This is a genomic window from Streptomyces decoyicus, from assembly GCF_019880305.1.
GTDB classification, from domain to species: domain Bacteria; phylum Actinomycetota; class Actinomycetes; order Streptomycetales; family Streptomycetaceae; genus Streptomyces; species Streptomyces decoyicus.
The window spans coordinates 7,579,876-7,603,957 of sequence record NZ_CP082301.1 but is presented as its reverse complement, the minus strand read 5'-3'; the positions used below and the strand labels follow the sequence as shown (position 1 = coordinate 7,603,957).

Annotated in this window: 20 protein-coding genes; 11 read left to right on the top strand and 9 right to left on the bottom strand. The window is 70.4% G+C overall.

Annotated features, from left to right (window positions below; translation table 11 throughout):
* The first annotated feature begins 218 nt into the window (after nt 1–218).
* The 10 genes from K7C20_RS33105 to K7C20_RS33060 all read left to right on the top strand — a co-directional run bounded on the left by K7C20_RS33105 (nt 219) and on the right by K7C20_RS33060 (nt 13,901).
* Nucleotides 219–2,336: a SpoIIE family protein phosphatase gene (locus K7C20_RS33105; protein WP_030079925.1), complete on the top strand. Its 2,118-nt coding sequence runs from the start codon at nt 219–221 to the stop codon at nt 2,334–2,336.
* Between the two features lie 416 nt (nt 2,337–2,752).
* Nucleotides 2,753–4,597 carry an asparagine synthase (glutamine-hydrolyzing) gene (asnB, locus tag K7C20_RS33100; RefSeq protein WP_030079927.1) on the top strand — a complete coding sequence of 615 codons (1,845 nt, stop codon included), beginning with the start codon at nt 2,753–2,755 and terminating at the stop codon, nt 4,595–4,597.
* 28 nt (nt 4,598–4,625) lie between these two features.
* Nucleotides 4,626–5,054: a MarR family winged helix-turn-helix transcriptional regulator gene (locus K7C20_RS33095; protein ID WP_053208704.1), complete on the top strand. Its 429-nt coding sequence runs from the start codon at nt 4,626–4,628 to the stop codon at nt 5,052–5,054.
* 186 nt (nt 5,055–5,240) lie between these two features.
* A complete protein-coding gene (locus K7C20_RS33090; RefSeq protein ID WP_030079931.1) occupies nt 5,241–6,209 on the top strand; it encodes a cyclase family protein in 969 nt (322 codons plus the stop codon).
* Between the two features lie 201 nt (nt 6,210–6,410).
* Nucleotides 6,411–9,254 (top strand): SpoIIE family protein phosphatase, encoded by a 2,844-nt coding sequence (locus tag K7C20_RS33085; protein WP_167352490.1) that lies wholly within the window; start codon nt 6,411–6,413, stop codon nt 9,252–9,254.
* Nucleotides 9,255–9,428: 174 nt separating this feature from the next.
* Nucleotides 9,429–10,961, top strand: a complete 1,533-nt coding sequence (locus K7C20_RS33080; protein WP_030079935.1) for a sugar ABC transporter ATP-binding protein — start codon at nt 9,429–9,431, stop codon at nt 10,959–10,961.
* Nucleotides 10,958–11,998, top strand: coding sequence for an ABC transporter permease (locus K7C20_RS33075; RefSeq protein WP_053208703.1), 1,041 nt, complete (start codon nt 10,958–10,960; stop codon nt 11,996–11,998). The genes K7C20_RS33080 and K7C20_RS33075 overlap by 4 nt, the downstream gene beginning before the upstream one ends.
* A 92-nt stretch (nt 11,999–12,090) precedes the next feature.
* Nucleotides 12,091–13,194, top strand: a complete 1,104-nt coding sequence (locus tag K7C20_RS33070) for a substrate-binding domain-containing protein (RefSeq protein WP_053208727.1) — start codon at nt 12,091–12,093, stop codon at nt 13,192–13,194.
* A 285-nt stretch (nt 13,195–13,479) separates the two neighbouring features.
* A complete protein-coding gene (locus K7C20_RS33065; protein WP_052414292.1) occupies nt 13,480–13,692 on the top strand; it encodes a zinc-binding dehydrogenase in 213 nt (70 codons plus the stop codon).
* Nucleotides 13,689–13,901 (top strand): hypothetical protein, encoded by a 213-nt coding sequence (locus K7C20_RS33060; protein ID WP_052414293.1) that lies wholly within the window; start codon nt 13,689–13,691, stop codon nt 13,899–13,901. The genes K7C20_RS33065 and K7C20_RS33060 overlap by 4 nt, the downstream gene beginning before the upstream one ends.
* Before the next feature lie 85 nt (nt 13,902–13,986).
* Here K7C20_RS33060 and K7C20_RS33055 read toward each other — a convergent pair whose 3' ends face one another.
* The 9 genes from K7C20_RS33055 to K7C20_RS33015 all read right to left on the bottom strand — a co-directional run bounded on the left by K7C20_RS33055 (nt 13,987) and on the right by K7C20_RS33015 (nt 23,223).
* Nucleotides 13,987–14,607, bottom strand: coding sequence for an L-threonylcarbamoyladenylate synthase (locus K7C20_RS33055; protein WP_030079943.1), 621 nt, complete (start codon nt 14,605–14,607; stop codon nt 13,987–13,989).
* 122 nt (nt 14,608–14,729) lie between these two features.
* On the bottom strand, nt 14,730–16,451 hold the full coding sequence (locus tag K7C20_RS33050) for an acyl-CoA dehydrogenase family protein (RefSeq protein WP_030079950.1): 1,722 nt from the start codon (nt 16,449–16,451) through the stop codon (nt 14,730–14,732).
* A 107-nt stretch (nt 16,452–16,558) separates the two neighbouring features.
* Entirely contained in the window at nt 16,559–17,116 is a 558-nt protein-coding gene (locus K7C20_RS33045) for a PadR family transcriptional regulator (RefSeq protein WP_030079952.1), read from the bottom strand.
* A gap of 178 nt (nt 17,117–17,294) precedes the next feature.
* Entirely contained in the window at nt 17,295–17,825 is a 531-nt protein-coding gene (locus tag K7C20_RS33040; protein ID WP_030079954.1) for a DinB family protein, read from the bottom strand.
* 153 nt (nt 17,826–17,978) lie between these two features.
* Nucleotides 17,979–18,395, bottom strand: coding sequence for a hypothetical protein (locus tag K7C20_RS33035; protein ID WP_222892700.1), 417 nt, complete (start codon nt 18,393–18,395; stop codon nt 17,979–17,981).
* Nucleotides 18,396–18,398: 3 nt separating this feature from the next.
* Nucleotides 18,399–18,785 carry a hypothetical protein gene (locus K7C20_RS33030; RefSeq protein ID WP_030079958.1) on the bottom strand — a complete coding sequence of 129 codons (387 nt, stop codon included), beginning with the start codon at nt 18,783–18,785 and terminating at the stop codon, nt 18,399–18,401.
* Nucleotides 18,786–18,826: 41 nt separating this feature from the next.
* Entirely contained in the window at nt 18,827–19,534 is a 708-nt protein-coding gene (locus K7C20_RS33025; protein WP_030079959.1) for a hypothetical protein, read from the bottom strand.
* A gap of 77 nt (nt 19,535–19,611) precedes the next feature.
* On the bottom strand, nt 19,612–19,992 hold the full coding sequence (locus tag K7C20_RS33020) for a hypothetical protein (protein WP_030079963.1): 381 nt from the start codon (nt 19,990–19,992) through the stop codon (nt 19,612–19,614).
* A 318-nt stretch (nt 19,993–20,310) separates the two neighbouring features.
* Nucleotides 20,311–23,223: a helix-turn-helix transcriptional regulator gene (locus K7C20_RS33015; protein WP_048829252.1), complete on the bottom strand. Its 2,913-nt coding sequence runs from the start codon at nt 23,221–23,223 to the stop codon at nt 20,311–20,313.
* 229 nt (nt 23,224–23,452) lie between these two features.
* On the opposite strand from K7C20_RS33015, the gene K7C20_RS33010 reads away from it, so the two are divergent.
* Nucleotides 23,453–24,004: a nucleotide triphosphate diphosphatase NUDT15 gene (locus tag K7C20_RS33010; RefSeq protein ID WP_048829253.1), complete on the top strand. Its 552-nt coding sequence runs from the start codon at nt 23,453–23,455 to the stop codon at nt 24,002–24,004.
* Nucleotides 24,005–24,082: the final 78 nt, after the last annotated feature.

Here is a 24,082-nt window from a genome sequence, read left to right as displayed (position 1 = left end):
CGCCGCTGGTGCGGTTCGGTACCCGCCTGCATGACCCGCTCATTTCCCCGTCCGCGGTCGGCGCCCGCCGGACGAGTGTGCGGTCCGACGATCCGGGGGGACCATGGAAGCCACAGCACTCACCGGACCGCGGGCCGGCCACGGACAGATACGTGGGCAGGCCACGGAACGGGGCGAGGGGCAGCCCCGGCAGTCCGGCAGACGGAAGGAGTGCCGGGGTGTGCGCAGCCGATGTGCGTCCGTCCGACGCCGGCGACCCGGAGGGCAGGAAGCCGCCCGCCGGTGGACCGGGGGGCAAGTCGTCGCAGCCGAGCGGGCTGATGGACCTCCTCGCTGTTGCCGCGGTGCTGGTGAACGCGGAGGGGCGGATCGTCCTCTGGAGCCCGCAGGCCGAGGATCTGTACGGCTACACCGCCGAGGAAGCGCTCGGGCAGTACGCGGCGCCGCTGCTCATCCACGAAGAGCACTGGGACCTGGTGATCAAGAAGTTCGCCGAGGTCATGGAGACCGGCAAGAGCTGGGGCGGCACGTTCCCGGTCCGGCACAAGGACGGCGCCGAACGGCTGGTGGAACTGCGCAATATGCGGCTGCTGGACGACCGCGGTGATTTCTACGCCCTGGGGCTCGCCACCGACTCACCGACGCTGCGCGAGGTGGAGCGGGACGTCGCCCTGTCCACCCGGCTGATCTCCCAGTCCCCCATCGGGCTGGCGATACTCGACACCGAACTGCGCTATGTGGCCGTCAACCCCGCCCTGGAGCGGATGCACGGCATTCCCGCGGAAGATCATCTCGGCCGGCACTACCGCGAGATCATGACCGCCGCGAAGTTCGAGGTGCCCGAGGCCGCCATGCGGCAGGTCCTGGAGACGGGCGTCCCCATGGTCGACCAGGCCACTGTCGTCGGCCGCAGCCCCGCCGATCCTGAGCACCAGCACGCCTGGTCGATCTCGTTGTACCGGCTGGAGGACCCCCAGGGGCGGGTGCTCGGGGTGGCCGACCTGGTGGTGGACGTCACCGACCGGTACCAGGCAGCCATGGAGGCCACCGAGGCCCGGCGGCGGCTGGCCCTGATCGCGGACGGGTCCGCCCGTATCGGCACCACCTTGGAGGTGGAGCAGACCGCCCGGGAGCTGGCCGAGGTCACCGTTCCCGAACTCGCCGACATGGTCACGGTCGATGTGCTCGATTCCGTCCTCGGTGAGCACCGTCCCGCGCGCGACGAAGGCCCCGCGCTCTTTCGCGCCCTCGCCGTGAAAGGCGCCTACCCCACCGAAGCCCTCCAGGCCGCCGACCCTCCGGGCCAGACCGCCGCCTACGACGCCGACCGCCTGGCCACCCAATGCGTGCGCACCGGCCGCCCGATCCTGGTCTCCCGAGCGGACGACCACGACCTGGCGCGCATCGCCCGCGACGACCACGCCGCCGCATTGCTGGCCCGCGCCGGGGTGCACTCCTACCTGCTCGCCCCGCTCACCGCCCGCGGCCAGATCCTCGGCTGTCTGGGTCTCACCCGCGCCCGCAACCCGCTGCCCTTCGACGAGGACGACCTCGCCCTCGCCGCCGAGCTGGCCTCCCGCGCCGCCGTGTGCATCGACAACGCCCGCTCCCACCAGAGCGTGCGCAACGCCGCCGAGACCCTCCAGCGCAGCCTGCTCCCCGACCACCCGCCCCACCTCCCCGGTCTCCAGATCGCCTCCCGGTACCGGCCCGCGCAGGCCACGTACGAGATCGGCGGCGACTGGTACGACGTCCTCCCGCTCGAAGAGGACAAGACCGCACTCGTCGTGGGCGACGTCATGGGCAGCGGTATCGACGCCGCCGCCACCATGGGCCGCCTGCGCACCGCCACCGGCGCCTTCGCCGACCTCGATCTCGACCCCGCCCAGGTCCTCCAGCACCTCGACAAGATCACCGCAGGGCTGGAGCACTACATCGCCACCTGCGTCTACGCCACCTACGATCCGCACCGCGCCGAATGCCACATCGCCACCGCCGGTCACCTGCCGCCGGTCCTGGTCCGCAGGGGCCGCCGCCCCGAACTCCTCGACCTGCCCACCGGCACCCCGCTCGGGGTCGGCGGCGTCCCCTTCGAGACCACCACCTTCTGCCTCGACCCGGGCGACCAACTGGTCCTGTACACCGACGGGCTGGTCGAGACCCGCCACCACCCCATCGACGTACGCCTCGAAACCCTGCGGCGCCTGCTCGACGCCCCCGACCGTTCCCTGGAGGAGACCTGCGACCGGCTCCTTCGCGAACTCCGGCGCCCCGACGACCCGGATGACGTCGCCCTGCTCATCGCCCGCACCCGGCCCTTCACCTCCGCCTCGTAGCCTCCGCCTCGTAGCGGCGTCGGCGGTCTTTCCCCGCCCCTTTCCAAACGCCCCCTCGCGCGACACCGTGCGGCCCCCTTGCGCGTGCGCGCCCCGCTCGTCTCCCCCGGCAGCCAGGTAAAGCCTTTCCCTCGCTCCCGCATGGCGCAGCCATACACCGGCCGGCTGCTCCGGCCCGAGGAGCACCGCAAAACCGCATCTCAAGCACCTTTTGAAGGGTGGTTCGGTGAGAGGGAAGACGAGTTTCGGCGCGGTCCCGGGCAGTGACGGCCAGGTTGACGGAGCGGCGCCCGAGGAACACGCTCGTTACATAGGTGCCCGATACAACTGGCTCAGCGAGACTGTCGGGCAACCGGGCATCGGTGTGTCCGCTCGCGGTGTCCGGCGGCTCCTGGGCCGGATCAGGAGGACATGGCATGTGTGGCATCACCGGCTGGATTTCCTTCGACCGTGAGCTGCGCTCCGAGCAGGAGACCGTGGACGCGATGACCGGGACGATGGCCTGCCGCGGTCCCGACGACCGTGGCACCTGGGTGCAGGGACCGGCCGCTCTCGGCCACTGCCGCCTCGCGATCATCGACCTGCCCGGCGGACGTCAGCCGATGACCGCCGAGCGGACGGACGGCAGCCCGGTCACCCTCGTGTACTCCGGCGAGGCCTACAACTTCGGCGAACTCAGGAAGGAACTCGTCTCCAGGGGCCACCGTTTCACGACCGGCTCCGACACCGAGGTCGTCCTGCGCGGATACCTCGAGTGGGGCGAGGAGGTCGCCGGACGGCTCAACGGGATGTTCGCGTTCGCGGTCTGGGACGAGCAGCGCCGACGGCTCGTCATGATCCGCGACCGGATGGGGATCAAGCCGCTCTACTACTACCCCACCCCTGACGGCGTGCTGTTCGGCTCCGAGCCGAAGGCGATCCTCGCCCACCCGCTCGCCCGTCGGAACATCGGCCTCGACGGCCTCCGCGAGCTCTTCGCCTTCGTCAAGACACCCGGCCACGCCATCTGGGAGGGCATGCACGAGGTGGAGCCCGGCACCGTGGTCACCGTGGACCGCAACGGGCTGCGCCGGCACGTCTACTGGTCGCTGCGGACCCGTGCGCACCTCGACGACCGGGACACCTCGATCGCCCGGGTCCGTGCCCTGCTCGACGACATCGTCCGCCGTCAGCTCGTCGCCGATGTGCCGCGCTGCACCCTGCTGTCGGGCGGCCTGGACTCCTCCGCCATGACCGCGCTGGCGGCCCGTCAGCTGGGCGAGACGGACGAGACGGTACGCAGCTTCGCGGTCGACTTCGTCGGGCAGACCGAGCACTTCGTGGCCGACGAGCTGCGCGCCACCCCCGACACCCCCTACGTGCACGACGTGGCCCGCCTCGCCGGCACCGACCACCAGGACATCGTGCTGGACTCTGCCGACCTGGCCGACCTCGATGTCCGCGCGAAGGTCATCCGCGCACGGGACATCCCGATGGGCTTCGGCGACATGGACGCCTCGCTCTACCTGCTGTTCAAGGCGATCCGCCGGCACTCGACGGTCGCTCTGTCCGGCGAGTCGGCGGACGAGGTCTTCGGCGGGTACAAGCAGTTCTTCGACGAGGAGGCCCGCCGGGCCGACACCTTCCCCTGGCTCGTCCGCTTCGCGGAGCGCTTCGGCGACGACGGCAACATCCTGAACCCCGCTGTCACGACCGCCCTCGACCTGGGCTCCTACATCCAGGACGGCTACCGCTCCGCCGTCAAGGACGTCGAGCGTCTCGACGGGGAGAGCGACTTCGAGTTCCGCATGCGCAAGATCTGCTATCTGCATCTGACGCGCTTCGTCCGGATTCTTCTCGACCGCAAGGACCGCGCCAGCATGGCGGTCGGACTGGAGGTACGGGTGCCGTTCTGCGACCACCGGCTGGTCGAGTACGTCTACAACACGCCGTGGGCGCTGAAGTCCTTCGACGGACGGGAGAAGAGCCTGTTGCGCGAGGCCACGGCGGATCTGCTGCCGAAGTCGGTGTACGACCGCGCGAAGAGCCCCTACCCCTCCACACAGGACCCGCAGTACGCGGTCGCGCTGCAGCACCACGCCAAGGACCTGCTGTCGCGTTCCTCGCACCCCGTGTTCGACCTGGTCGACCGCAACTGGCTGAAGCGCGCCGCGCACCACGATGCTCCGCAGATCACCCAGGCGTCCCGGCGCGGGCTGGAGAAGACGCTGGATCTGGCCCTGTGGTGGGACATGTACTCCCCCACGGTTACGCTCTCCTGACCTGAACGGGCGCGCGATGGGCTGAGCGATGACAATCGGTGACGACGAGGCGCTACAGCTGGTGGTCTCCCTGCACCGGCTCACCCGGAGCCTGCGCAGGGCCTCCACGGCGGGCAGCATCCATCTGACACATATCGCCGTCCTGGCACTGCTGACACGGCAGGGCCCGGCCCGGGTCGGCGAGATCGCGCAGTGGGTGCCCTGCTCCCAGCCGACCGCCACCGCCGCCGTCATCGGGCTGGAGGAGGCGGGCCTGGTCCGCCGCGAGTCCGACCCGGCCGACAAGCGGGCCAGCCGGGTCCTGCTCACCGAACGCGGCACCGCCGCGCTGGCCGACATCGCACGCGGCGAAGCCGAGGTCCTGGCCACCCGCCTCGCTTCGCTGCGGCCCGCCGAGATCCGCCAACTCGCCGAGGTGGAACCCCTGCTGCGCAGGCTCGCGGACACGGCGGACTGAGGCTCGCCCTCCCGGGTCGGCCGACGTGGGTGCAGGAGCCGCGACGTCGGCCGCCCGGGTGTGCGAGGGCGGGCCGGGCCGAGTGGCGTCCTCGCGCAAGGGCGAGGACGCGCGATACTCAGCCGACCGGACGGGGCGTGACACCTCGCAGCAGGGGTGGCCCGTCCCCCTTGGAGCGCTGAGCAGATGACCGGCAACCCCGGTGAGGCACCGACTTCCCCATCGGCCGGGGCGGGGAACGGGCCCGCCGTCTCCCGCCAGGAGTTCGACGCACTGTTCGCGGCGGTCCGTACGTGGGGCCGCTGGACGCCCGCCGACCGCGGCGCCTGGAACCGGGTGACACCGGACCACGTACGGCGGGCCACCGCCCTGGCCCGGTCCGGAACGGTCGTCCCCCTGGCGCGCCCGTGGAACACGGCAGCGGGCCCGGACAACAGCAAGCCGGCCTTGCACTACATGTCCGACCTGGGGGACGTGGAGGCTCCGGAACCCTCCACGCACAAGGACTTCATCGCCGTCGACTACCACGGCAAAGCGACCAGCCACCTGGACGCCCTGGCCCATGCCGCCTACCGGGGACAGCTCTACGGCGGCCGCGCGGCGCGCGAGTACGTCGATGCCGGAGGGGCCCGCTTCGGTGCCGTATCGGCACTGGGCCCCCTCGTGACCAGAGGGGTGCTGCTCGACCTGCCCACCGTGCTGGGGTGCCCCTGGCTGGAGCCGGGGCGGGCTGTGCACGCCGGGGACATCGTGTCCGCGGAGCGGGCACTCGGCGTGACGATCGGCGAGGGCGACGCGGTGCTGCTGCGGTCCGGCAGCGTCCGCCGCCGCCGGGAGGAGGGCGCCTGGGACCCCGGTACGGCGAGCGCGGGCTTTCACGTGGACGCCGTGCCCCTGCTGGCCGAGCGGGGGATCGCCCTGCTCGGCGGCGACGGCGACAGCGACGTACGGCCCTCACCGGTCGAGGGGGTGCATTCTCCGGTCCACGCGCTCGCCCTCGCCGCGATGGGAGTGCCGCTCCTGGACAACCTCGACCTCGAAGCGCTGTCCGCCGCCGGCGCGGTGGCGGGCCGCTATGAGTTCCTCCTCGTGGTGGCCCCGCTGAACATCCCGGGCGGCACGGGCTCACCCGTCAACCCGGTCGCGGTGCTGTGACGGCGAGGCCGGCCGGCCGACGGCCGGGTCGCGCCGTTTCCGGTCATGACCGCGTGTAACGGCCGATGGCCTCCGCAGCCCAAGGAGTGACAAGACCCTCGTCCGTTATATGTATAAAGATCTACAATTGGAGCGCATGATGCGGCTGCTCCGACGTACGGGTGGCCATGGCGGCACGTGCCGATGCGGGAAGTGATGGGGATGGGCCTCGTGGGAGAGGACATCGGTCCCGCGCGCGCCCGAGAGCAGTTCCTCCGGGGTGGGGCGGTCGAGGGAACCGTGCGGAACCCGATCCTGAATTCCTGGCAGCGTTCCCGGTCCCTGGGGCTCTCACCGGAAGGCTGCGAGCTTCCCTACTACGAGGATCTCGATCTGGACGGGCGGCTCGTCCGCGCCGCCACACCCGTACTGGACCGACTTCAGTACAGGTTCGCGGGCAGAAACATGAATGTGTCCCTCGCCGATGGACGCGGCGCCGTGCTGCAACGCCGTTTCGGCGAAACCTCCCAGGTCAGGCATCTGGCCGCGATCCAGAGCGTCCCGGGCTTCGTGTTCGCCGAGGAGTTCGGGGGCACCAACGGAATCGGTCTGGCGCTCGCGGAACGGCAGCTGATCAACGTCTACGGCGCCGAGCATTTCGCCGAACGCTCCCAGTCCAATGCGTGTGCGGCAATTCCCGTCCGGGACCCGCTCAGCGGGCGCATAGAAGGCGTTCTCTGCTTCGGTTATCCGCCCACCGATGCGGATGCGGCCCTGAACATCGTGATCAGCAAGGCCGCCGGCGCCATCGAACGACGGCTGCTGGAGCAGAGTTCGACGCGGGAGCGCGCCCTGCTCCAGGCGTACCTCGACGCCAGGAACCGCGCACCGACCGGCGATACGCCGGGCAACGGGCAACTGGGCGAGCCGGCCGGGAGCGGGCTGGACTGGCGTGACGAGATGATCCTCAAGGAGCGGGCCACCGACCTGATCTCCGCGGCCCAGCGAGCCGCCGTCGACGTCCTGCTGCCCGGCGGCCGGCGGGTCACCCTGCTGAGCCGCCCGGTGACCAGCCCCTCCGGGGTGGAGGGTGTCGTCATCGAGGCGGTGCTCCCCGCACCGCATCAACACCGCACCGTCCTCACCGAAGCCGGCACCTCACCCGGCCCCCTGGCCCCGCCGGTCCTCGCCCCCGCCGCCCCGGCGCCCGGACACCTTCCCGGCACCGAACCGGACCGGCCGGCCACGACGGTCCGCCCGCCAGGCGTCGCCGAACGTACCGCCGGCAGTGCGACCAGCGGGCTGGTGCTGATCGGCGAACCAGGAGTGGGCTCCTACGCCGTGGCGGCCCGGCTCCGCCTGGAGCTGCTGTCCGAGGCCAGCACCCGCATCGGCACCACCCTGGACGTGAGCCGTACCGCCCGGGAGCTCGCGGAGATCGCCGTACCGCTCCTGGCCGACTACGTCACCATCGACCTTCCCGAGGCAGTGCTGCGCGGTGAGGAGCCGACCGACCCCCGCACCGGCCTCTACCGCACGGTGGTCCACGGCATCCGCGACGACTGCCCCTTCTACCCTGCCGGTGAGCGGGTCGATCTCCGCCCGTCCACACCCCAGCTCCGTTGTCTGGCCGACCGGCAGCCCGTGCTGGAGCCCGACCTGCGGGCGGCCGGCGGCTGGATCGCCCAGGACCCCGCACACGCCGAACGCCTCCTCGGCCACCACATCCACTCGCTCATCGCGGTCCCCCTGCTGGCCCGCGGGATCGCCCTGGGCACCGCGAGCTTCTACCGTGCGCAGGACCCCGCCCCCTTCGGGGACGACGACCGTTCGCTGGCCCAGGAACTCGCCACCCGCGCCGCCATCTGCATCGACAACGCCCGCCGGTTCACCCGCGAACACACCATGGTCCTTGCGCTCCAGCACAGCCTGCTGCCGCAGAGCTTCCCCGAACAGAGCGCCGTCGAGGTCGCCTACCGCTATATGCCTGCCGAATCCGGAGTCGGGGGCGACTGGTTCGATGTCATTCCCCTCTCCAGCACCCGCGTCGCCCTCGTCGTCGGGGATGTCGTCGGCCATGGGCTGCACGCCGCCGCCACCATGGGCCGGCTGCGCACCGCCGCGCGCAACTTCGCCGAACTCGACCTCGGTCCGGACGAGGTCCTCACCCATCTCGACAATCTCGTGGGGCGCCTCGACCGGGACGAGGGCGGCGAGGAACCCTCCGCCGACAGCACCGGCATCATCGGCGCCACCTGCCTGTACGCCATCTACGACCCCACGTCGCAGCAGTGCGTGATGGCCCGGTCCGGCCATCCGCCGCCCGCACTGGTCCACCCCGACGGCACCGTCACCTTCCCCGACCTCCCCGCCGGCCCGCCGCTGGGCCTGGGCGGTCTCCCCTTCGAAACCGCCGAATTCACGCTCCCCGAAGGCAGCCAGCTCGTCCTCTACACCAACGGCCTCATCGAGGACCGCCACCGCGATGTCGATACGTCCCTCGACCAGCTCCGGCACGCCCTGGCCCACCCGACCCGCCCGCCCGAGGACACCTGCGAGGCCGTGGTCCGGGCCGTGGTGCCCCAGCACCCCGCCGACGACATCGCCTTGCTCGTCGCCCGCACCCACGCCCTGCCCCCGCACCGGAGCGCCAGCTGGGACCTGCCCGCCGACCCGTCGCTCGTCTCCGGCATCCGTGCCGCCGTGACGCGCCAACTGGCCGAATGGGGCCTGCACGAGGTCGTCTTCGCCACCGAGCTCCTGCTCAGCGAACTGGTCACCAACGCCATCCGCTACGGCACCGAGCCCATCCAGGTACGTCTGCTCCACGACCGCACACTGGTCTGCGAGGTCTCCGACGCCGGCAGCACCGCCCCGCATCTGCGCCACGCGGCCAGCACCGACGAGGGCGGCCGCGGCCTGTTCCTCGTCGCCCAACTCGCGCAGGCCTGGGGCACCCGCTACACCGCCGGCGGCAAGGTCATCTGGGCCGAGTGCGCGCTGGAAGCGCCCGCGGGCAAGGCCGACGCCGCCGCAGCGTATTTCGACGACATTCCCGCGCTCTGACGGTCCATCCGACCTCCAGCCCGAAGCGGGCCGTACCATGACGGAATGGCGGTAACCGGTCCGGATGGTGCACCGCCGACGCGCCGCTCCCACCACCGCGAAGCGCCCCGCGGCACTGCCCCGTCAGTCGGGAAGCCCCCAGAAGGACCAAGAGGCCGACCCCCGGAGAAGTCTGTGCATGACGCTCCTGACAGCACCCCTCCCCCGCGCCGTGCCGCAGAGCCTCTCGTCCGCGTACGCGGCCTCAGCAAGCGGTTCGGCGGAACCCTCGCGCTGGACGCGGTCGACCTCGACATCCCCTCCGGCCGCATCCTCGCCCTGCTCGGTCCCAACGGTGCCGGGAAGTCCACCCTCATCAAGGTGCTCGCGGGCGTCCACCACGCGGACGAGGGCGAGGTGACCGTCGCCGGCCACCCGCTCGGCACCGATGCGGCCGCCCGCGCCATGTCCTTCATCCATCAGGACCTGGGGCTGGTCGAGTGGATGACCGCCGAGAACATCGCCCTGGGGGCGGGCTATCCGCGCCGCGCGGGGCTGCTGTCCTGGCGCCGGACCCGTAGGCAAGGGGCCGCGGCCCTGGACCTCGTCGCCGCGCATCTCGACCCGGGCACGCCCGTCGCCGACCTCCCGCGGGCCGAACGCTCCCTGGTGGCCATCGCCCGCGCGCTGTCCACACAGGCCGCACTCATCGTCCTCGACGAGCCGACGGCCAGCCTCCCGGCAGCGGACTGCGCCCGGCTGTTCGACGTCCTGCACACCCTGCGCGACCAAGGACACGCCCTCGTCCATGTCACCCACCGGATCGACGAGGTGTACAGGGTCGCCGATGCCTTCGCCGTGCTGCGTGACGGCCGCCTCATCAGCCAGGGCCCGCTCGCCGGCTACACCGCCGCCCGGCTGGTGCGCGACATCGTGGGGCACGAACCGGGCGGCTACCGGTTCGCCCCCGCCACGGGCCCGCCCGTGCTCAGTCTCGACCGCGTACGGACCGAGAACACCGCGCCGGTCAGCCTGGAACTGCGCCGCGGTGAGATCCTCGGCATGGTGGGCCTCACCGGCGCCGGGCACATGGAACTGGGCCGGGCCCTGGCCGGGGCCCGGCACCTCCTCGGCGGCCGGGCCGTGCTCGACGGACGGCCGTATGCACCGCGCACGGTCACGGCCGCTGTCGACTCCGGCGTCGGCTTCGTGACCAGCAACCGTCAGGAAGAGGGCTGTGCCGCCGAACTGACGGTACGGGAGAACTTCCTCGCCAATCCCCGGGCGGACGGTGTGCCGTCCTGGCACCCGCTGCGCCCTCGGCACGAGCGCACCGAAACCGCTGCCCTGATCGAGCGGTTCTCGGTGTCCCCCAAGGACACCGAGGCGCCGATCGCCACTCTGTCCGGGGGAAACCAGCAGAAGGTCATGGTCGGCCGGTGGCTCAGGACGAGCCGGCACCTGCTGATCCTCGAGGAGCCGACCGCCGGGGTGGACGTCGGCGCCAAGACGGCGCTCTACCTCCTGCTCCGGGATGCCCTGACCGAGGGCCTCGCGGTTGTGCTCCTCTCCACCGACTTCGAGGAGGTCGCCCAGGTGTGCCACCGCGCCCTGGTGTTCGTCCGCGGGGCGGTGACGGTGGAGCTGAGCGGCAAGGCCCTCACGGTCACCGAACTCGCCCGTGCCTCCTCGGCGATGCCCCCGCTCACCTGGACGAGGAGACCATGACCCCCTCTCCCCGGCCCCCGCTGAGCCGCCGGTTCGGACATCTCCTCGGCGCCTACGGCCTCTTGGTCCTCACCGCTCTGCTGTTCCTGGCCTTCTCCCTGGCGCTGCCGGACACCTTTCCCACCCTGGACAACATCTCCGAGATCCTGTCCAACCATTCGATCCCCGCCGTCCTCGCGCTCGGCGCCATGATCCCCATCGTCACCGCCAAGTTCGACCTGTCCATCGGCTACGGTCTCGGCCTCGCACACGTCATGACGATGCATCTCCTCGCCGACGCAGCCTGGCCCTGGCCCCTTGCGTGCCTCGTGGTGGTCCTCGGCGGGGCGGTCGTCGGCGTCGTCAACGGCGTCCTCGTCGAATTCGCGAGGATCAACTCCTTTATCGCCACGCTCGGCACCGGCAGCATCCTGTACGCCCTCACCGGCTGGATCACCAACGGGGCCCGGATCGTCCCCGGCCCGCAGGGCCTGCCGGCCGCCTTCACCGATCTCTACGACTCGCGGTTCCTCGGCCTGCCGGTCTCCGCCTTCTACGTCCTCGCGCTGACCGCCGTCCTGTGGCTGCTCCTGGAGCGCCTGCCGCTCGGCCGCTATCTGTACGTCATCGGCTCCAACCCCCGCGCCGCCGAGCTGGTGGGCATCCCCACCCGGCGCTACGTGATCTACGCCTTCACCGGCTCGGGTCTGATCGTCGGCATCGCCGGGGTCCTGCTCGCCGCGCAGCAGCGCATCGGCAACCCCAGCGTCGGCCTGGACTATCTGCTGCCCGCCTTCGTCGGGGCGCTGCTCGGCTCCACCGCGATCAGACCCGGCCGTGCCAACGCCCTGGGAACCCTGGTCGCCGTCGTCATTCTCGCCGTCGGCCTCGCCGGTATCGGCCAGCTCGGCGCCCAGTTCTGGGTCACCCCGCTGTTCAACGGCGCCACTTTGCTCATCGCCGTCGGCATGGCCGGTTATGCGGCCCGCCGACAGCTGCGCCAACGGCGGACGGCCCCTCCCCGAACCCGCCACGACCGGCCGCGCGTGACGTCGTGACCTTCGGCCGTCACCACCGTGCCGTCCCTCCGCGAGGAGTGCCCGTGTACGCGCACCGCACGACCGCCCTGGCCGGCGCAGTCGTCCTCGCGATGGCGGCCACGCTCGTCGCCGGCTGCGAGCGCGGCGCCTCGTCCGGCGCCGGGGCCTCCTCGCCAGGACCGGCACGGGCGGGGTGTCCCACCGTCCTGGCCAAGGCCCGGACGGCCGTTCGTCGGGCCCAGCAGATGCGCACCACCTGGGACGGTCCCACCACCGGCCCCGCGGCGGTTTCCGGCAAAAGGATCGTCTATGTCGCGCAGACCATGACCAACCCCGGCGTCGCGGGCGCCGCGAAGGGTGTGCGGGAAGCCGCGAAGGCCATCGGCTGGAACGTCCGGGTGATCGACGGTCAGGGCACCCCCGCCGGGATCCAAGCAGCCTTCAGCCAGGCCCTCACCCTGCGTCCCTCGGGCATCGTCATCGGCGGCTTCGACCCGCGTCTGACGTCGCAACAGGTCGCCAAGGCCCGGGCGGAGCACCTCCCGCTCATCGGCTGGCATGCGGTCGACACCCCCGGCCCGAGCAAGGACCCCGAGCTCTTCAGCAACATCACCACCAAGGTCCAGGACGTGGCGAAGATCAGCGCGGACTGGGTCATCGCGCACTCCCGCGGCCATGCCGGAGTCGTCGTGTTCACCGATGCCTCGATCCCGTTCGCCCGCCACAAGTCCGAACTGATCAAGAAGGGACTTGCCGCCTGCTCCGGCGTGCGACTGCTGGCGGAGGAGAACATCCCGATCTCGGACACCAGCAGCCGCACCCCACAGGAGGTCTCCTCCCTCCTCTCCCGCTTCCGGGACGGCTGGACCCACTCCGTAGCCATCAACGACGTGTACTTCGCCGACGCCGCCCCCGCCCTGCGCGCGGCCCGCAAAAAGGGCGGCGCCGCCCCCTTCAACATCGGCGCGGGCGACGGCGACCCCTCCGCCTTCCAACGCATCAACAGCAGACAGTTCCAGGCGGCCACCGTCCCCGAGCCCTTCTCGCAGCAGGGCTGGCAGATCCTCGACGAATTCAACCGCGCCTTCTCCGGCGAACCCGCCAGCGGATACATCGCCCCCGTACACCTCTCCACGGCAGCCAACAGCCGCGGGGCCACGACCTGGGATCCGCCCGGCTATCGCGCGGCGTACTCGAAGATCTGGGGCGGGTGAGTGAGGGGTGGCAGGGCTGGGGCATCGCCCCGGGGTCGGCTGGATTTGCGTGTCCGGCCACTCCGCCTACTGCGAGACGGGCATCAACACCCTCAACGCCAGCGGTTCCCGGACCGACGGCAGCACCGGCCTCTCCCGCGCCGGCGCGCAGGTCTTCGGCAACTTCTTCGGACAGTCCAGCTTCGCCACCCACGCGCTCGCCTACGAGAGCAACACCGTCAAGATCCTTGCCGACTTATCCCCGGTTCTCGCCGCTCCGCTCGGCTGCGGTGTACAGACCGGGGCGTGGCCGAGGAGCTCGGCGCCAAGGCGGCGCTGGACCCCAGCGCCGTCGGCGATGTCGCCACGGCGGTCCGCGATCTCACCGGCGGGGGAACGCACCACGCCGTTGACACCACGGGGCAGCCGGCCGTGGTCTCCCAGGCCCTTGCGGCCCTGCGGCAGCAAGGCACGCTGGCCCTGGTCGGGTCGGGGCGCGGGCCGAGTTCGACATCATGACCGTGCTGACCAAGGGCATCCGGATCCGGGGAGTGATCGAGGGTGACGCGGTGCCCGCCGAGTTCAACCCGCGCCTCATCGGCCTGCACCGGCAGGGCAAGCTCCCGGTCGAGAAGCTCATCACCGAATTCCGCTTCGCCGACATCGAGGCGGCCGCGCAGGCGGCCTCCGCGGGCCGGGCCATCAAGCCCGTGCTGACCTTCGACTGAGCCGGCCCGTCCGCGGCAGGGTGCCGGACCGGAGACATGCCCAGGTCACCGACCGACCGCGGCCGCCACGACGCCCTCGGTCCGGTTACTCGAATCGCGCGACGTCGCCCGCCCCTCGGCGTACGATCTCGGCGTCGCCGCCGGAGAAGTCGATCACCGTGGTCGGCTCGGTGCCGCAGTCGCCCGAGTCGATCACTGCGTCCACCACGTGGTCGAGCCGTTCCTTGATCTCCCACCCCTGCGTCATCGGCTCCTCCTCGTCCGGCAGCAGCAGGGTGCTGGAGAGCAGCGGCTCACCGAGCTCGGCGAGCAGGGCCTGAGTGACGACATGGTCCGGGATCCGGACTCCGACGGTCTTCTTCTTCGGGTGCCACAGCTGGCGCGGCACCTCCTTGGTGGCGGGGAGGATGAAGGTGTAACTGCCGGGCGTCGCCGCCTTGATCGCACGGAAGACGTCGTTGTCGATGTGCACGAACTGCCCGAGCTGAGCAAAGTTCTGGCACATGAGGGTGAAGTGGTGACGGTCGTCGAGGTTCCGGATCGACCGGATCCGGCCGATGCCGTCGCGGCTGCCCAGCTGGCATCCCAGCGCGAAACAGGAGTCCGTGGGATACGCGATGAGCGCGCCGGAGCGGATGCTGTCGGCCACCGTGCTGATGGTGCGCCGCTGGGGGTTCTCGGGGTGCACGTCGAAATACTTCGCCATCCGCCGAGCCTACGTGATCCGGCCACTCCCGCCCACGTCGCAGGTCCGGCGGGGCCGGCCGACACCTGGGGGCGTCGGCCGGCCTGCCGGTCCGCGATGCGGGCGGCCCGGGGGCTCCGCTGCTACGGCGCCATCTCGTACGCCCCGGCCAGGGCCTCCACACGCTCCCAGACGCGCGTCGAGCGGGCGTCGTCGACGACCGGACGCCGGACCGCGTCCAGTGCCCAGCGCTGCTGTGCCTCGGTGGCGGAATCCTTTCCGTGCAGCTCGACGGCGTGCGCGGAGAAGTCGCGTACCAGGACGGCGAACAGCTCGTCGAGCACGTCGGCGTCGAGACCGGTCAGGCGCGCCTGCTCCAGGATCAGCTGGCCGTGCACGACCAGCGCGAACAGCTGGCCGACGGCGAGCAGCAGGTCGAGGTCACGGCTCTGCTCCTCGTCGGGGGCGGCGGTGGTGACGAACTCGCAGAGGGCGTCCGCCTGCTCCCGGAAGCGGGCGACGTTGGGCACCTCGGCGTAGGCGTCGTAGGCGGCGCGCCAGTCGTGGAAGCGGATGGCGCCCAGGCCGCGGGCCGGTCCCTGCCGGAAGAGGAACGCGTCGTCGGCCGCGTCGAGACGGGTCGGGACCTCCTCGTACCCGGCCGGGTTCAGCAGATGGTTGCCCATGAACTTGAGGATCAGCGCGAGGTTGACGTGGACCGTGCCCTCCAGCTTCGGCAGGCCGCGGATCTCGGTGGCGGCCTGGGCGAAGTAGGTGTCCTTCTCGAAGCCCTTGGCCGCGATGACGTCCCACATCAGGTCGATGACCTTCTCGCCCTCGGTGGTCACCTTCATCTTCGTCATCGGGTTGAAGAGCAGGTAGCGGCGGTCGTCGGGGCCGGCGGAGCGGAAGTAGTCGACGGCGCGGTCGCTGAACAGCTTCATCCCGACGAGCCGGACATACGCGTCGGTCAGCTCGCGGCGCACATGCGGGAAGGCGGTGACGGGGCGGCCGTAGAGGATGCGGTTCTGCGCGTGCGTGACGGCCTCGTACATCGCGTGCTCGCAGATGCCGATCGAGGCGGTGCAGAGGTTGAACTTGCCGACGTTGACGGTGTTGAGGGCGGCGTCGAAGGCGGCGCGGCCGGTGTGCAGCACATCGTCCGGGCCGACGGGGTAGTCGTCGAGGCGGAACTCACTGACGTACTTCGAGGAGTCCACGACGTTCTTCACGAGGTGGTACGCGGGGTGGCGGCTGTCGGCGGCGAAGAAGACATAGCCGTCCGGGCCCTCGATGTCGGTCCGGCGGCCGAAGACGGAGACGAGCCCGGCGGCGTTGCCGTTGCCGATGTAGTACTTGGAGCCGCTGGCGCGGAAGCCGCCATCGCCGTCGGGCTCCAGCAGCATGTCGGTCGAGTAGATGTCGGCGCCGTGGGACTTCTCGGACAGGCCGAAGGCGAACACCTCGCCCTGGGTGAGGAGCTCGGCGGCGCGGCTGCGGGCGGCGGCGTTGTCGCTCTGCCAGACCGGGCCGAGACCGAGGATGGTGACCTGCCAGGCGTACCAGTAGTCGAGCCCGTAGAAGCCGAATATCTCGTTGAGGGCGGCGATCCGGGCGGTGTCCCAGCGCTTGTCCTGCTGCCCGTCGGCGGCGGAGGCCGGGGTGAGGAAGGTCGCGAACAGCCCTTCCTTGGCGGAGAACGCGAGGAAGTCCGCCAGCCAGGCACGGGAGCGGTAGTCCTCGATCAGCCGGCGCTTGCCGCGCTCCTCGAACCAGTCGACGGTGGCACGCAGCAGCCTGCGGGTCTCGGGGTCGAAGTGCGCCGGGTCGTAGGTGCGCGGGTTGAACAGCAGCTGGTCGGCCATGGATGTTCGCCTTTCCGGCTCGGGGGTTGAGGGACGTGGGGGGGAAGCTTCGGGGCCGTGACGGTGGACGGCGGGGTGGGGCGGGCAGGCGGCTCGTCTGCGCCGGTTCAGCGCGTGGGGCCGAGTCGGTGAAGGGTGGCGAGTACGTCGTCGAGCCAGTCGAGGGTCATGCGCTCGTACGCGATGCCGCCGCGCAGCACGACGTGCTGGAGCTCTTGCCCGGCATCGGGCCTGGCGGGGGCGTCGGGTCCGGTGAAGTCCCGCCGCTCCCCCGCGAGATAGTGCGCGAGCCGGTCGGTGTGCGCCTGGCGGTGCCGCTCGACCTCGCGGATCAGCGCGGCCGGGTCGTCGAAGGCCGCGCCGCGGATCTTCACGGCGAGCTCGTGCCGGACGCTCTCGGGTTCGATCGGTTCGTGCAGCCACTGGGAGAGCGCGACCCTGCCGGGGGCGGCGACGGAGTACTCCTTCTTGTCCGGCCGGGCCTGCTGCGGCACCTCGCGCACATCGAGCCACCCGTCGCTCTCCATGCGCTTGAGGACGCGGTAGATCTGCTGATGGGTGGCGGTCCAGAAGTATCCGATGGACCGCTCGAACCGCCGGGCCAGCTCATAGCCGGAGCCCGGCTTCTCCAGCAGAGAGACGAGGATCGCGTGTTCGAGCGCCATACCCCGATCCTTCTATGCAACGAGTTGCATAGACAAGGGGCACCGCCGGGGTGAGACACGGCTCACCCGGGCGGGGCGGAGCTCCTCGGCCTTGCCCCGTGGGCGCTGTCCTTGGCCGCTGTTGGTGCCGGTCCTGCCCCGTTGGTGCCGGCCCATGACGGGCGGGCGGTGGCGTCGGTTACTCCCCGACGGCTCCATCGGCCAGCTCGCGTGCGATGTCGAGGTGCCCTACGTGCCGGGCGTACTCCTGGAGCAGGTGGAAGAGGATCCAGATCAGGGTGGGCCGGTCCTCGTCGGCCGGCACCTTTCCGCCGAGGGTGGCGGCCCGGTCCTCCAGCCGTGCCGCGGCGACGATGGCGCGGGATCGTGCGCAGGTCTCCTGGAAGAACTTCTTGACGTCCTCGAATGTTTCGCCGGAGTCGACGTGCCACGGCCCGGGGCGTTTCTTGAAGTCGGCCCATGGCTCTTCGATGTGTTCTCCGTTGAACCCCCATTGCAGCCAGCGCAATTCCACGCAGGCCAGGTGCTTGAACAAGCCCAGTGGCGACCACCCGGTGGGCAGCCGGCTGTTCCTCAGCTCCGCGTCGGACATTCCCTCCACCTTGCGCAGCACGGCTTCCCGGTAGAAGTCGAGGTAGCCGGTCAGAAGGTCTGAGGGGCTGGTGAGAGTGACCGGAGGCTCTACGGCGGGCTCGATCTTATGAACCATGATGAGGACCTTAAGGAGGGGGAAGTGACCTGTCCAGTGATGCGTTCCGTGCAGTGCCGGTCCCTGGGAGCCCCCCGAAAGGCCGCATGCGGTCCGGCGACATACCGCGGGGCCCGTCGGCAGAATGCACCGACGGGCCCCGGAGTCAGTCGCTCAGCACTTCGTATCGAGGACGTGGATTCCGGGCAGTATGCCTTCGATCCGGTAACAGTGGTTCTTGTCGGCCTCGTTGATGTACAGCGGCTGCGATCCTCCCGACCAGTGCACGGTGACCGTGACCCCGGTTGCCTCAGCGGGGAAATGAGCCTTCCAGGAATCCCCGACCGGCCGGTAATTGTGGCAGTAGTTCTTCTTCTCTATGCCCTCCGGGCCCTTCCACTCATAGCAGGTGTCGATGAGAGACGCCGCCTGGTGGTCGAACTGGAGGTAGTTGTCCGAGGCGGCAGTGGCGGAGGGGGCCGTCAATACCGCGCCGGCCAGCGCCAGGCCCAGGGCGGCGGCGCCGTATGCCAGGGAACGCTTCTTGCTTCGCATGCTGGAGTTCGCCTCTCGCTTCGATGGTCCGGGCATGCCCTAGCACTCCTTGTCGGTGATCGCCGGGCTACCCGTGAGACCGCTCAGCACGTAGCAATGATCGCGGCTCAAGTCCGTGATTTGGGGGGACACATTGCCGCCCCCGACCTGCGCAAGCACCGTCACCTCGACCCTGACGCCCTGGGCGTCGTCAGGGATTTCCACCCGCCAGTCCGTGCCCTTGGGCTTTCCTCTGTCGCAGGAGTCCGGGGTCGCCGAGGACTGCCAGTGGAAGCAGGTGTCGACGAGATACCAGCCGTTGTTGGTGAAACCGATGTACTTGCCCGAGCCCGCCGCCGCGGCGGACGGTGCGGTCATTGCTCCGCCGGCCAGCGCGAGGCCCAGGGCAGCAACGCCGTAGGCCACCGACTTCTTGTAATTCCGCACAGGATGCCCCTTCATGAGTTTTTGGTGAGCGGAACCGGCGCTCAACTCTGCTCCTTCTTCAGCAGTTCACCGCACTTGACGACGTCGGTGCTCACCCGCGCCGCCTCGGCGAGGAGGATTTCGGTGCGCAGTCCCGAGATCTTCGCGCCGCCGAACTTGCCGCCCTGGATCGTCACATCGGAGATTCGCTGTTCGGTGTCCTTGCCCATCATCAGCATCCCCCGCTCGCCCGGCTTCACGGTGATCCGGATGTCGCCGGCCTTCGTCTCGGCATTGGTCTCGCTGTACTGCGCGGAGGCGCCGATCTTCAGCACATCCTTGACCAGGGTGAGATCGACGTTTCCGCCGACGTTCCAGCCCCAGGTGAAGGTTTTGCTTCCGCTGAGCGTCTGGTTTATCTCCCCCTGCCCTGTGCCGCAGTTCTCGATGGGGCCGACACCCATGGCGTCATTGCCCACGTCGAACCACTTCGTCACCTGATTGCTTTCCACGGGCTTCTCGGCACACGAAACACTGCTGTCCTTGCACTGTTCCAGTGCGCTCTTGACTTCTTCCGCGGAGTCCACCTTGTAACCGTTGTCGTAGGTGACGGAGGGAGTCGCCTGCGCCATCCACTTGTCGGTGTGGCCGTTCACCTGGGTGAGGCCGGCGCCTTGCGCGGCCGCCGATGCCGTGGGCGCCACCAGGAACAGCGCGGTGGTGACGGCACCGAGGGTGACACCTATTCGGGATGCGGATGTGGAGATCAACGTTTTCCTCACTCTGTTGCTGACGGAAACTTGTCCGGCGGAGAGCGCCGCACCGGCGCTCTCCGTGATACCTGCCTTCAGCAGCCCGTTTCCTGGAGCTTCGGCCGGTCGGCGAGGCCGGTTATCTCGAAGCAGTGGTTCTTGTTGGTATCGATCACCGCTGCGGAGTCCACCGTGGCGTAGTCCACCACGCTGATGCTGAGATCGACCATCGCGCCGGTCGATTCCGCGGGGAAATACGCCTTCCAGGTCTGGCCCACCGGCTTGACGTTGTGGCAGTAGTTCTTGTCCTCGGCGCCACGCCACTTGTAGCAGGTGTTGGCGAGGACGCCGCCGTGGTTGGTGATCTGGATGTAGTTGTCGGATCCCGCGTAAGCGGCGGGAGCGGAGAGTACGGTTGAGAAGCACGCGGCACCCACCGAAAGAAGACCGAATACGGCCCGATGGCTGATCTTCACGGTTGCTACTCCCTCTTGCGCTGGCTGGTGACGTCGAAAGAATGTGACGCCGTGAGAGGTGAGTAAGTCATGCCAAGGCCGCCGAATCAATTGATTGCGGCTAAGACTTCGGTACCCGGAGACCTCCCCTCCCGGGACAACCACGAGGAATGCCGGAAGAAATCCGGAACCACGGCTTTGGACCACGAGAACCACGAGGACCACAGGACTTCGTCCCTGCGGACCACGGCATCGGTGATTGCCGCCGGACATACCGAAAGCCCCTCACCTTCCGATGAGGGGCTTTCGGGGTCGGTCGCAGAGCCCGTGGAACCGTGATCAGGAGTCTGCCGGGTCACTCCCCCTGCGGAACCTGGCCGCCTCGGCCATCGCGGCCGCCAGGTGCGGGCGCCCGGTGATCCCGAGCTTGCGGTAGGCGCCGGTGAGGTGGGTTTCCACGGTCCGCAGCGTGACGACGAGCAGTTCGGCGATCTGCTTGTTGCTGTATCCCTGAGCCGCCAGTGTGCTGACGCGTTCTTCCCCTGCGGTCAGCGCCCGGATTCCCTGCCCACCTGATCTGCTGACCCGGCCGCCGGCGAGGTGCAGCCGCTCCCCCAGCCGCCTGGCGAGCGCCGTGGCACCACAGCCGACGGCAAGATCCAGACCCTCGCGCAGTGCACCGCGGGCGCCGCGTCTGTCGTCCTGGCGCAGCAGTGCGACACCGAAGTCGTGCAGGGCACGGGCGAGTTCGAGGCGTGCGGGGGTGGGGCCGAGTACGCTCACGGCTTCGGCCAGCAGGTCCGGCCCCCGGCGGCCGGGCGTCACCGTTCCCGCCACCCGTAGCGCCACCCCGAGGGCGCGGGGGACCCGGCAGCGGCGGGCGAGATCGAGTTCCTGCTCGGCCAGCTCATGGGCCGACTTCACGTCCCCCAGCGCGAGATGGGCGGCCGCGGCACGGGAGCGCCACGGAGACATCGCAGGGCTGACCGTCCCGGCGGCGTCGCAGTGGTGGCCGCACTCACGGAGCAGCGAGAGCCCCGTGCGCAGATCGCCCTGAGCGATCCGCAGCGCCGCCAGGCTCATCAGGAACCGGGGCCGCTCCCACGCCACTTCGGCCTGCCCCGCCACGGCATGGGGGACCGCGACCCTCTCGGCCGCCTCGATGTGGCCCTGCGCGAGAAGGGCGTCGATCCTGATCGTGTCCAAGGTCAGCGCGTACGGGGGCCGGCCGACGGGGGAAGCCTGGTCCGCCGCGGCCTGAGCCGTGTCGAGGGCTTCGGTGATGTTCCCGCGGCGCAGCGCCAGCCCTGCTTGGTACAGCAGCAGGGAGGAGGCGAGCAGTTCCATGCCCTTGCCCGAGATCTCCCGTTTCAGATGGCGGTTGAGCCGGTCGGCCGTATCGAGCTCGTCGAGGTACAGCAGCGTCTGGGCGACGAAGTAGTGCAGCGGGAAGAGGTCATGGGAGAACGCCGGCAGATTGACGGACGCGCGCTCGATGAGACCGGCGATGTACGGGGCGGGCAGGGCCGCGCGCAGGGCACGGAAGGCACGGATCGCGAGCAGCTGCCGTTCCCCCGCGGTGCGGTCGGCCAGGTCGTCGTCCGTGCCGGGGGACGGCACCGGGGCCGGGCCGACGGACGGCCGCTCGAACTCCATCCACGAGCGCAGCGCCGTCATCCGCAGCGCCAGCTCCCGGTCGGCCGCCCCGGAGCCCGCGGTGCGCCGGTCGCTCAGTGCCGCGATCTTCCGGTCCACGCTGGACAGGTCCGTCCGGGAGCCGCGGGAGAGCAGCAGTGAGTAGGCCAGCACCCCCAGGGCGTCACTGCGGGCCGTTTCGTCGGTCAGTTCTTCGAGCGCGCCGGTGACACAGGAGATCGCCAGCGCCGCGTCGTAATGGCTGGCCGCCGTGCCCAGTTCGAGGAGTACGCGGGCGCGTTCGGGCGCGTCCAGCGGCTGGTTCAACGCGGCGTGCAGATAGGTCACGGCGGTCTCCGGTGCGCCACGGCGTAAGGCCTGGGTGGCCGCTCTGCGCAGGGCCGGCAGGACCCAGGAGCCGTGTACGGGGCCGGCCGCCAGCAGATGGGCCGCGACTTCCTCGTCGGGACGCCCGCTGAGGCAGGACACCTGGGCCGCCCGCGCATGGCCGACGCCGAGTTCTTCGGGCGACAGCGTTCCCAGCACCGTGTCACGGACGACCGGGTGGGTGAGGCGGAGGTCGCCGTCCGCCCGCAGCAGGCCCAGCGACCGCAGGTCCTCGGCCGCGGAGAGCACCACGGCCCGTCCGGTCCCGCAGTACGCGGCGAGCAGCTCGGGTGGTTTGCGGTCGCCCAGGAAGGCCAGCGCCCGTGCCAGCGCCACGACCTCGTCGGACGCCTGGCAGAGCCGGTGCGAGATCTCCCCGCCGAGCGTCGACAGCAGGACCGTGGGGATCCGGTCCCGGAATTCCGCCGTCGGCTGTACCCCGTTGCGCTGTGCCTGGTGGAGCAGGGCGCGCACGAACAGCGGATGCCCGCCCGTGGCGGCGTGACAGGCCGCGCAGAAGCCCGCGTCGGGCGCCTCCGCATCCCACAGCGTCCGCACCAGCTGCCGCACGCCGGCCACGTCGAGCGGCTCCAGGACGAGGGTGTGGCAGTTCGCGGGACGGACGAGTTCGGCGAACAGCGGATCGAGCCTTTTGACCTCGCCGCTGCGGGTGGTCACGGCGATCAGCACCGGGTGGCTGTCGGCCCGCCCGACGAAATGGACGAGCCATCGCAGGGACGGCTGGTCGATCCACTGGAGGGCGTCGACCGCCAGGAGGAGGGGCTGCCGGCGGGAGAGTTGGGAGACGAGCGCGTCGAGTTCCCGTAGCGTCGATGCCGTCACATCGGCCGCCTCCGGTACGGGGTCCGTGGCGGCGGCGTCGTCCAGCGCCCGCAGCGTGGCGGCCGCGGAGCCTTCCAGGAGACGTGCGCGCTCGGTTTCGGAGACCGCCGCCAGCAACGGCTTGAACAGCTGTCGCACCGCACCGAAGGCGAATTCGCGCTCCAGGGGATGGCAGCGGGCCCGCAGCACCCGGAACTGCTCGTTACGTTCCCACCAGGTGCTCAGCAGGACGGACTTGCCGATCCCGGCCGGCCCTTCGAGCTGTACGACGCGCGAGCGGCCGGACAGGACGTCGGCGGCCACGGCATCGAGGGCAGCGAGCTCGCGTTCGCGCCCCACCAACGGCCAGTCGTCACCGCATGCATCACGGGAATGTCCGAACGTCACGGGTTGCTCAACTCTCCTCTGTTCCATCTGGCTTTCGAGACGTCCCGATGACCACCGCGGTTGCTTGAGCCGGGCGCCCAGATGTACCCGGCCGAGGGACGCGCCGGAGAAACGTCCGCCCGGGCGGAATGCTGCGGTCCGTCACGGGAGGCGGCTACACCGCACACACGCCGCAGCCGACGGCATACGCTGCTGCACCTCGCACCGGACGGACTCCAGGAGGCCCGGCATGACGGACGGAACCACTCGTGGCACGGTGACCGCCCGGCCGCGCAACAGCCGACCGCCGGAGGCGCGAGCGGCCTTCGGCGTGGGCGTCATCGTCCTCGCCCCTCAGGGACATGTCCTGATCGGACGGCACCGCGCCGGGACCTGGGAACTCCCGGGAGGCAAGATCGACCCGGGCGAGAGCGTGCCGGCCGCCGCCGCACGGGAACTGCACGAGGAAACCGGCCTGCATGCCGAGCCACATGCCGTCCGGGTCCTCGCGATGCTCCACGACGACGTCCAGGGCGTCCACCGCATCACGATGGCCGCCCTCGTCACCGCCTGCACCGGCACGCCCTACGCGGCCGAGCCCGATATCGTCGGCGACTGGCAGTGGCACGACCCCACCGGCCTGCCGGGCCCGCTGTTCACGCCCTCCGCCCAGATCCTCGCGGCCTGGCGCCCCGACCTGGACATCGCGGTAGCGCCCCCGCACTCCTTCGGCATTGCGGCGCCCGGATCGCACCACGACCGCCGGGAATCACCGGATGCCGACGGGAGCCGCCGCATCTGACAGTCCCCGCCCTCGCGTGCAACCACCGCGCAACGTTGCAGGGAGTTAACTGGGGCACTGCCTCCGTGGCGGCTCGGT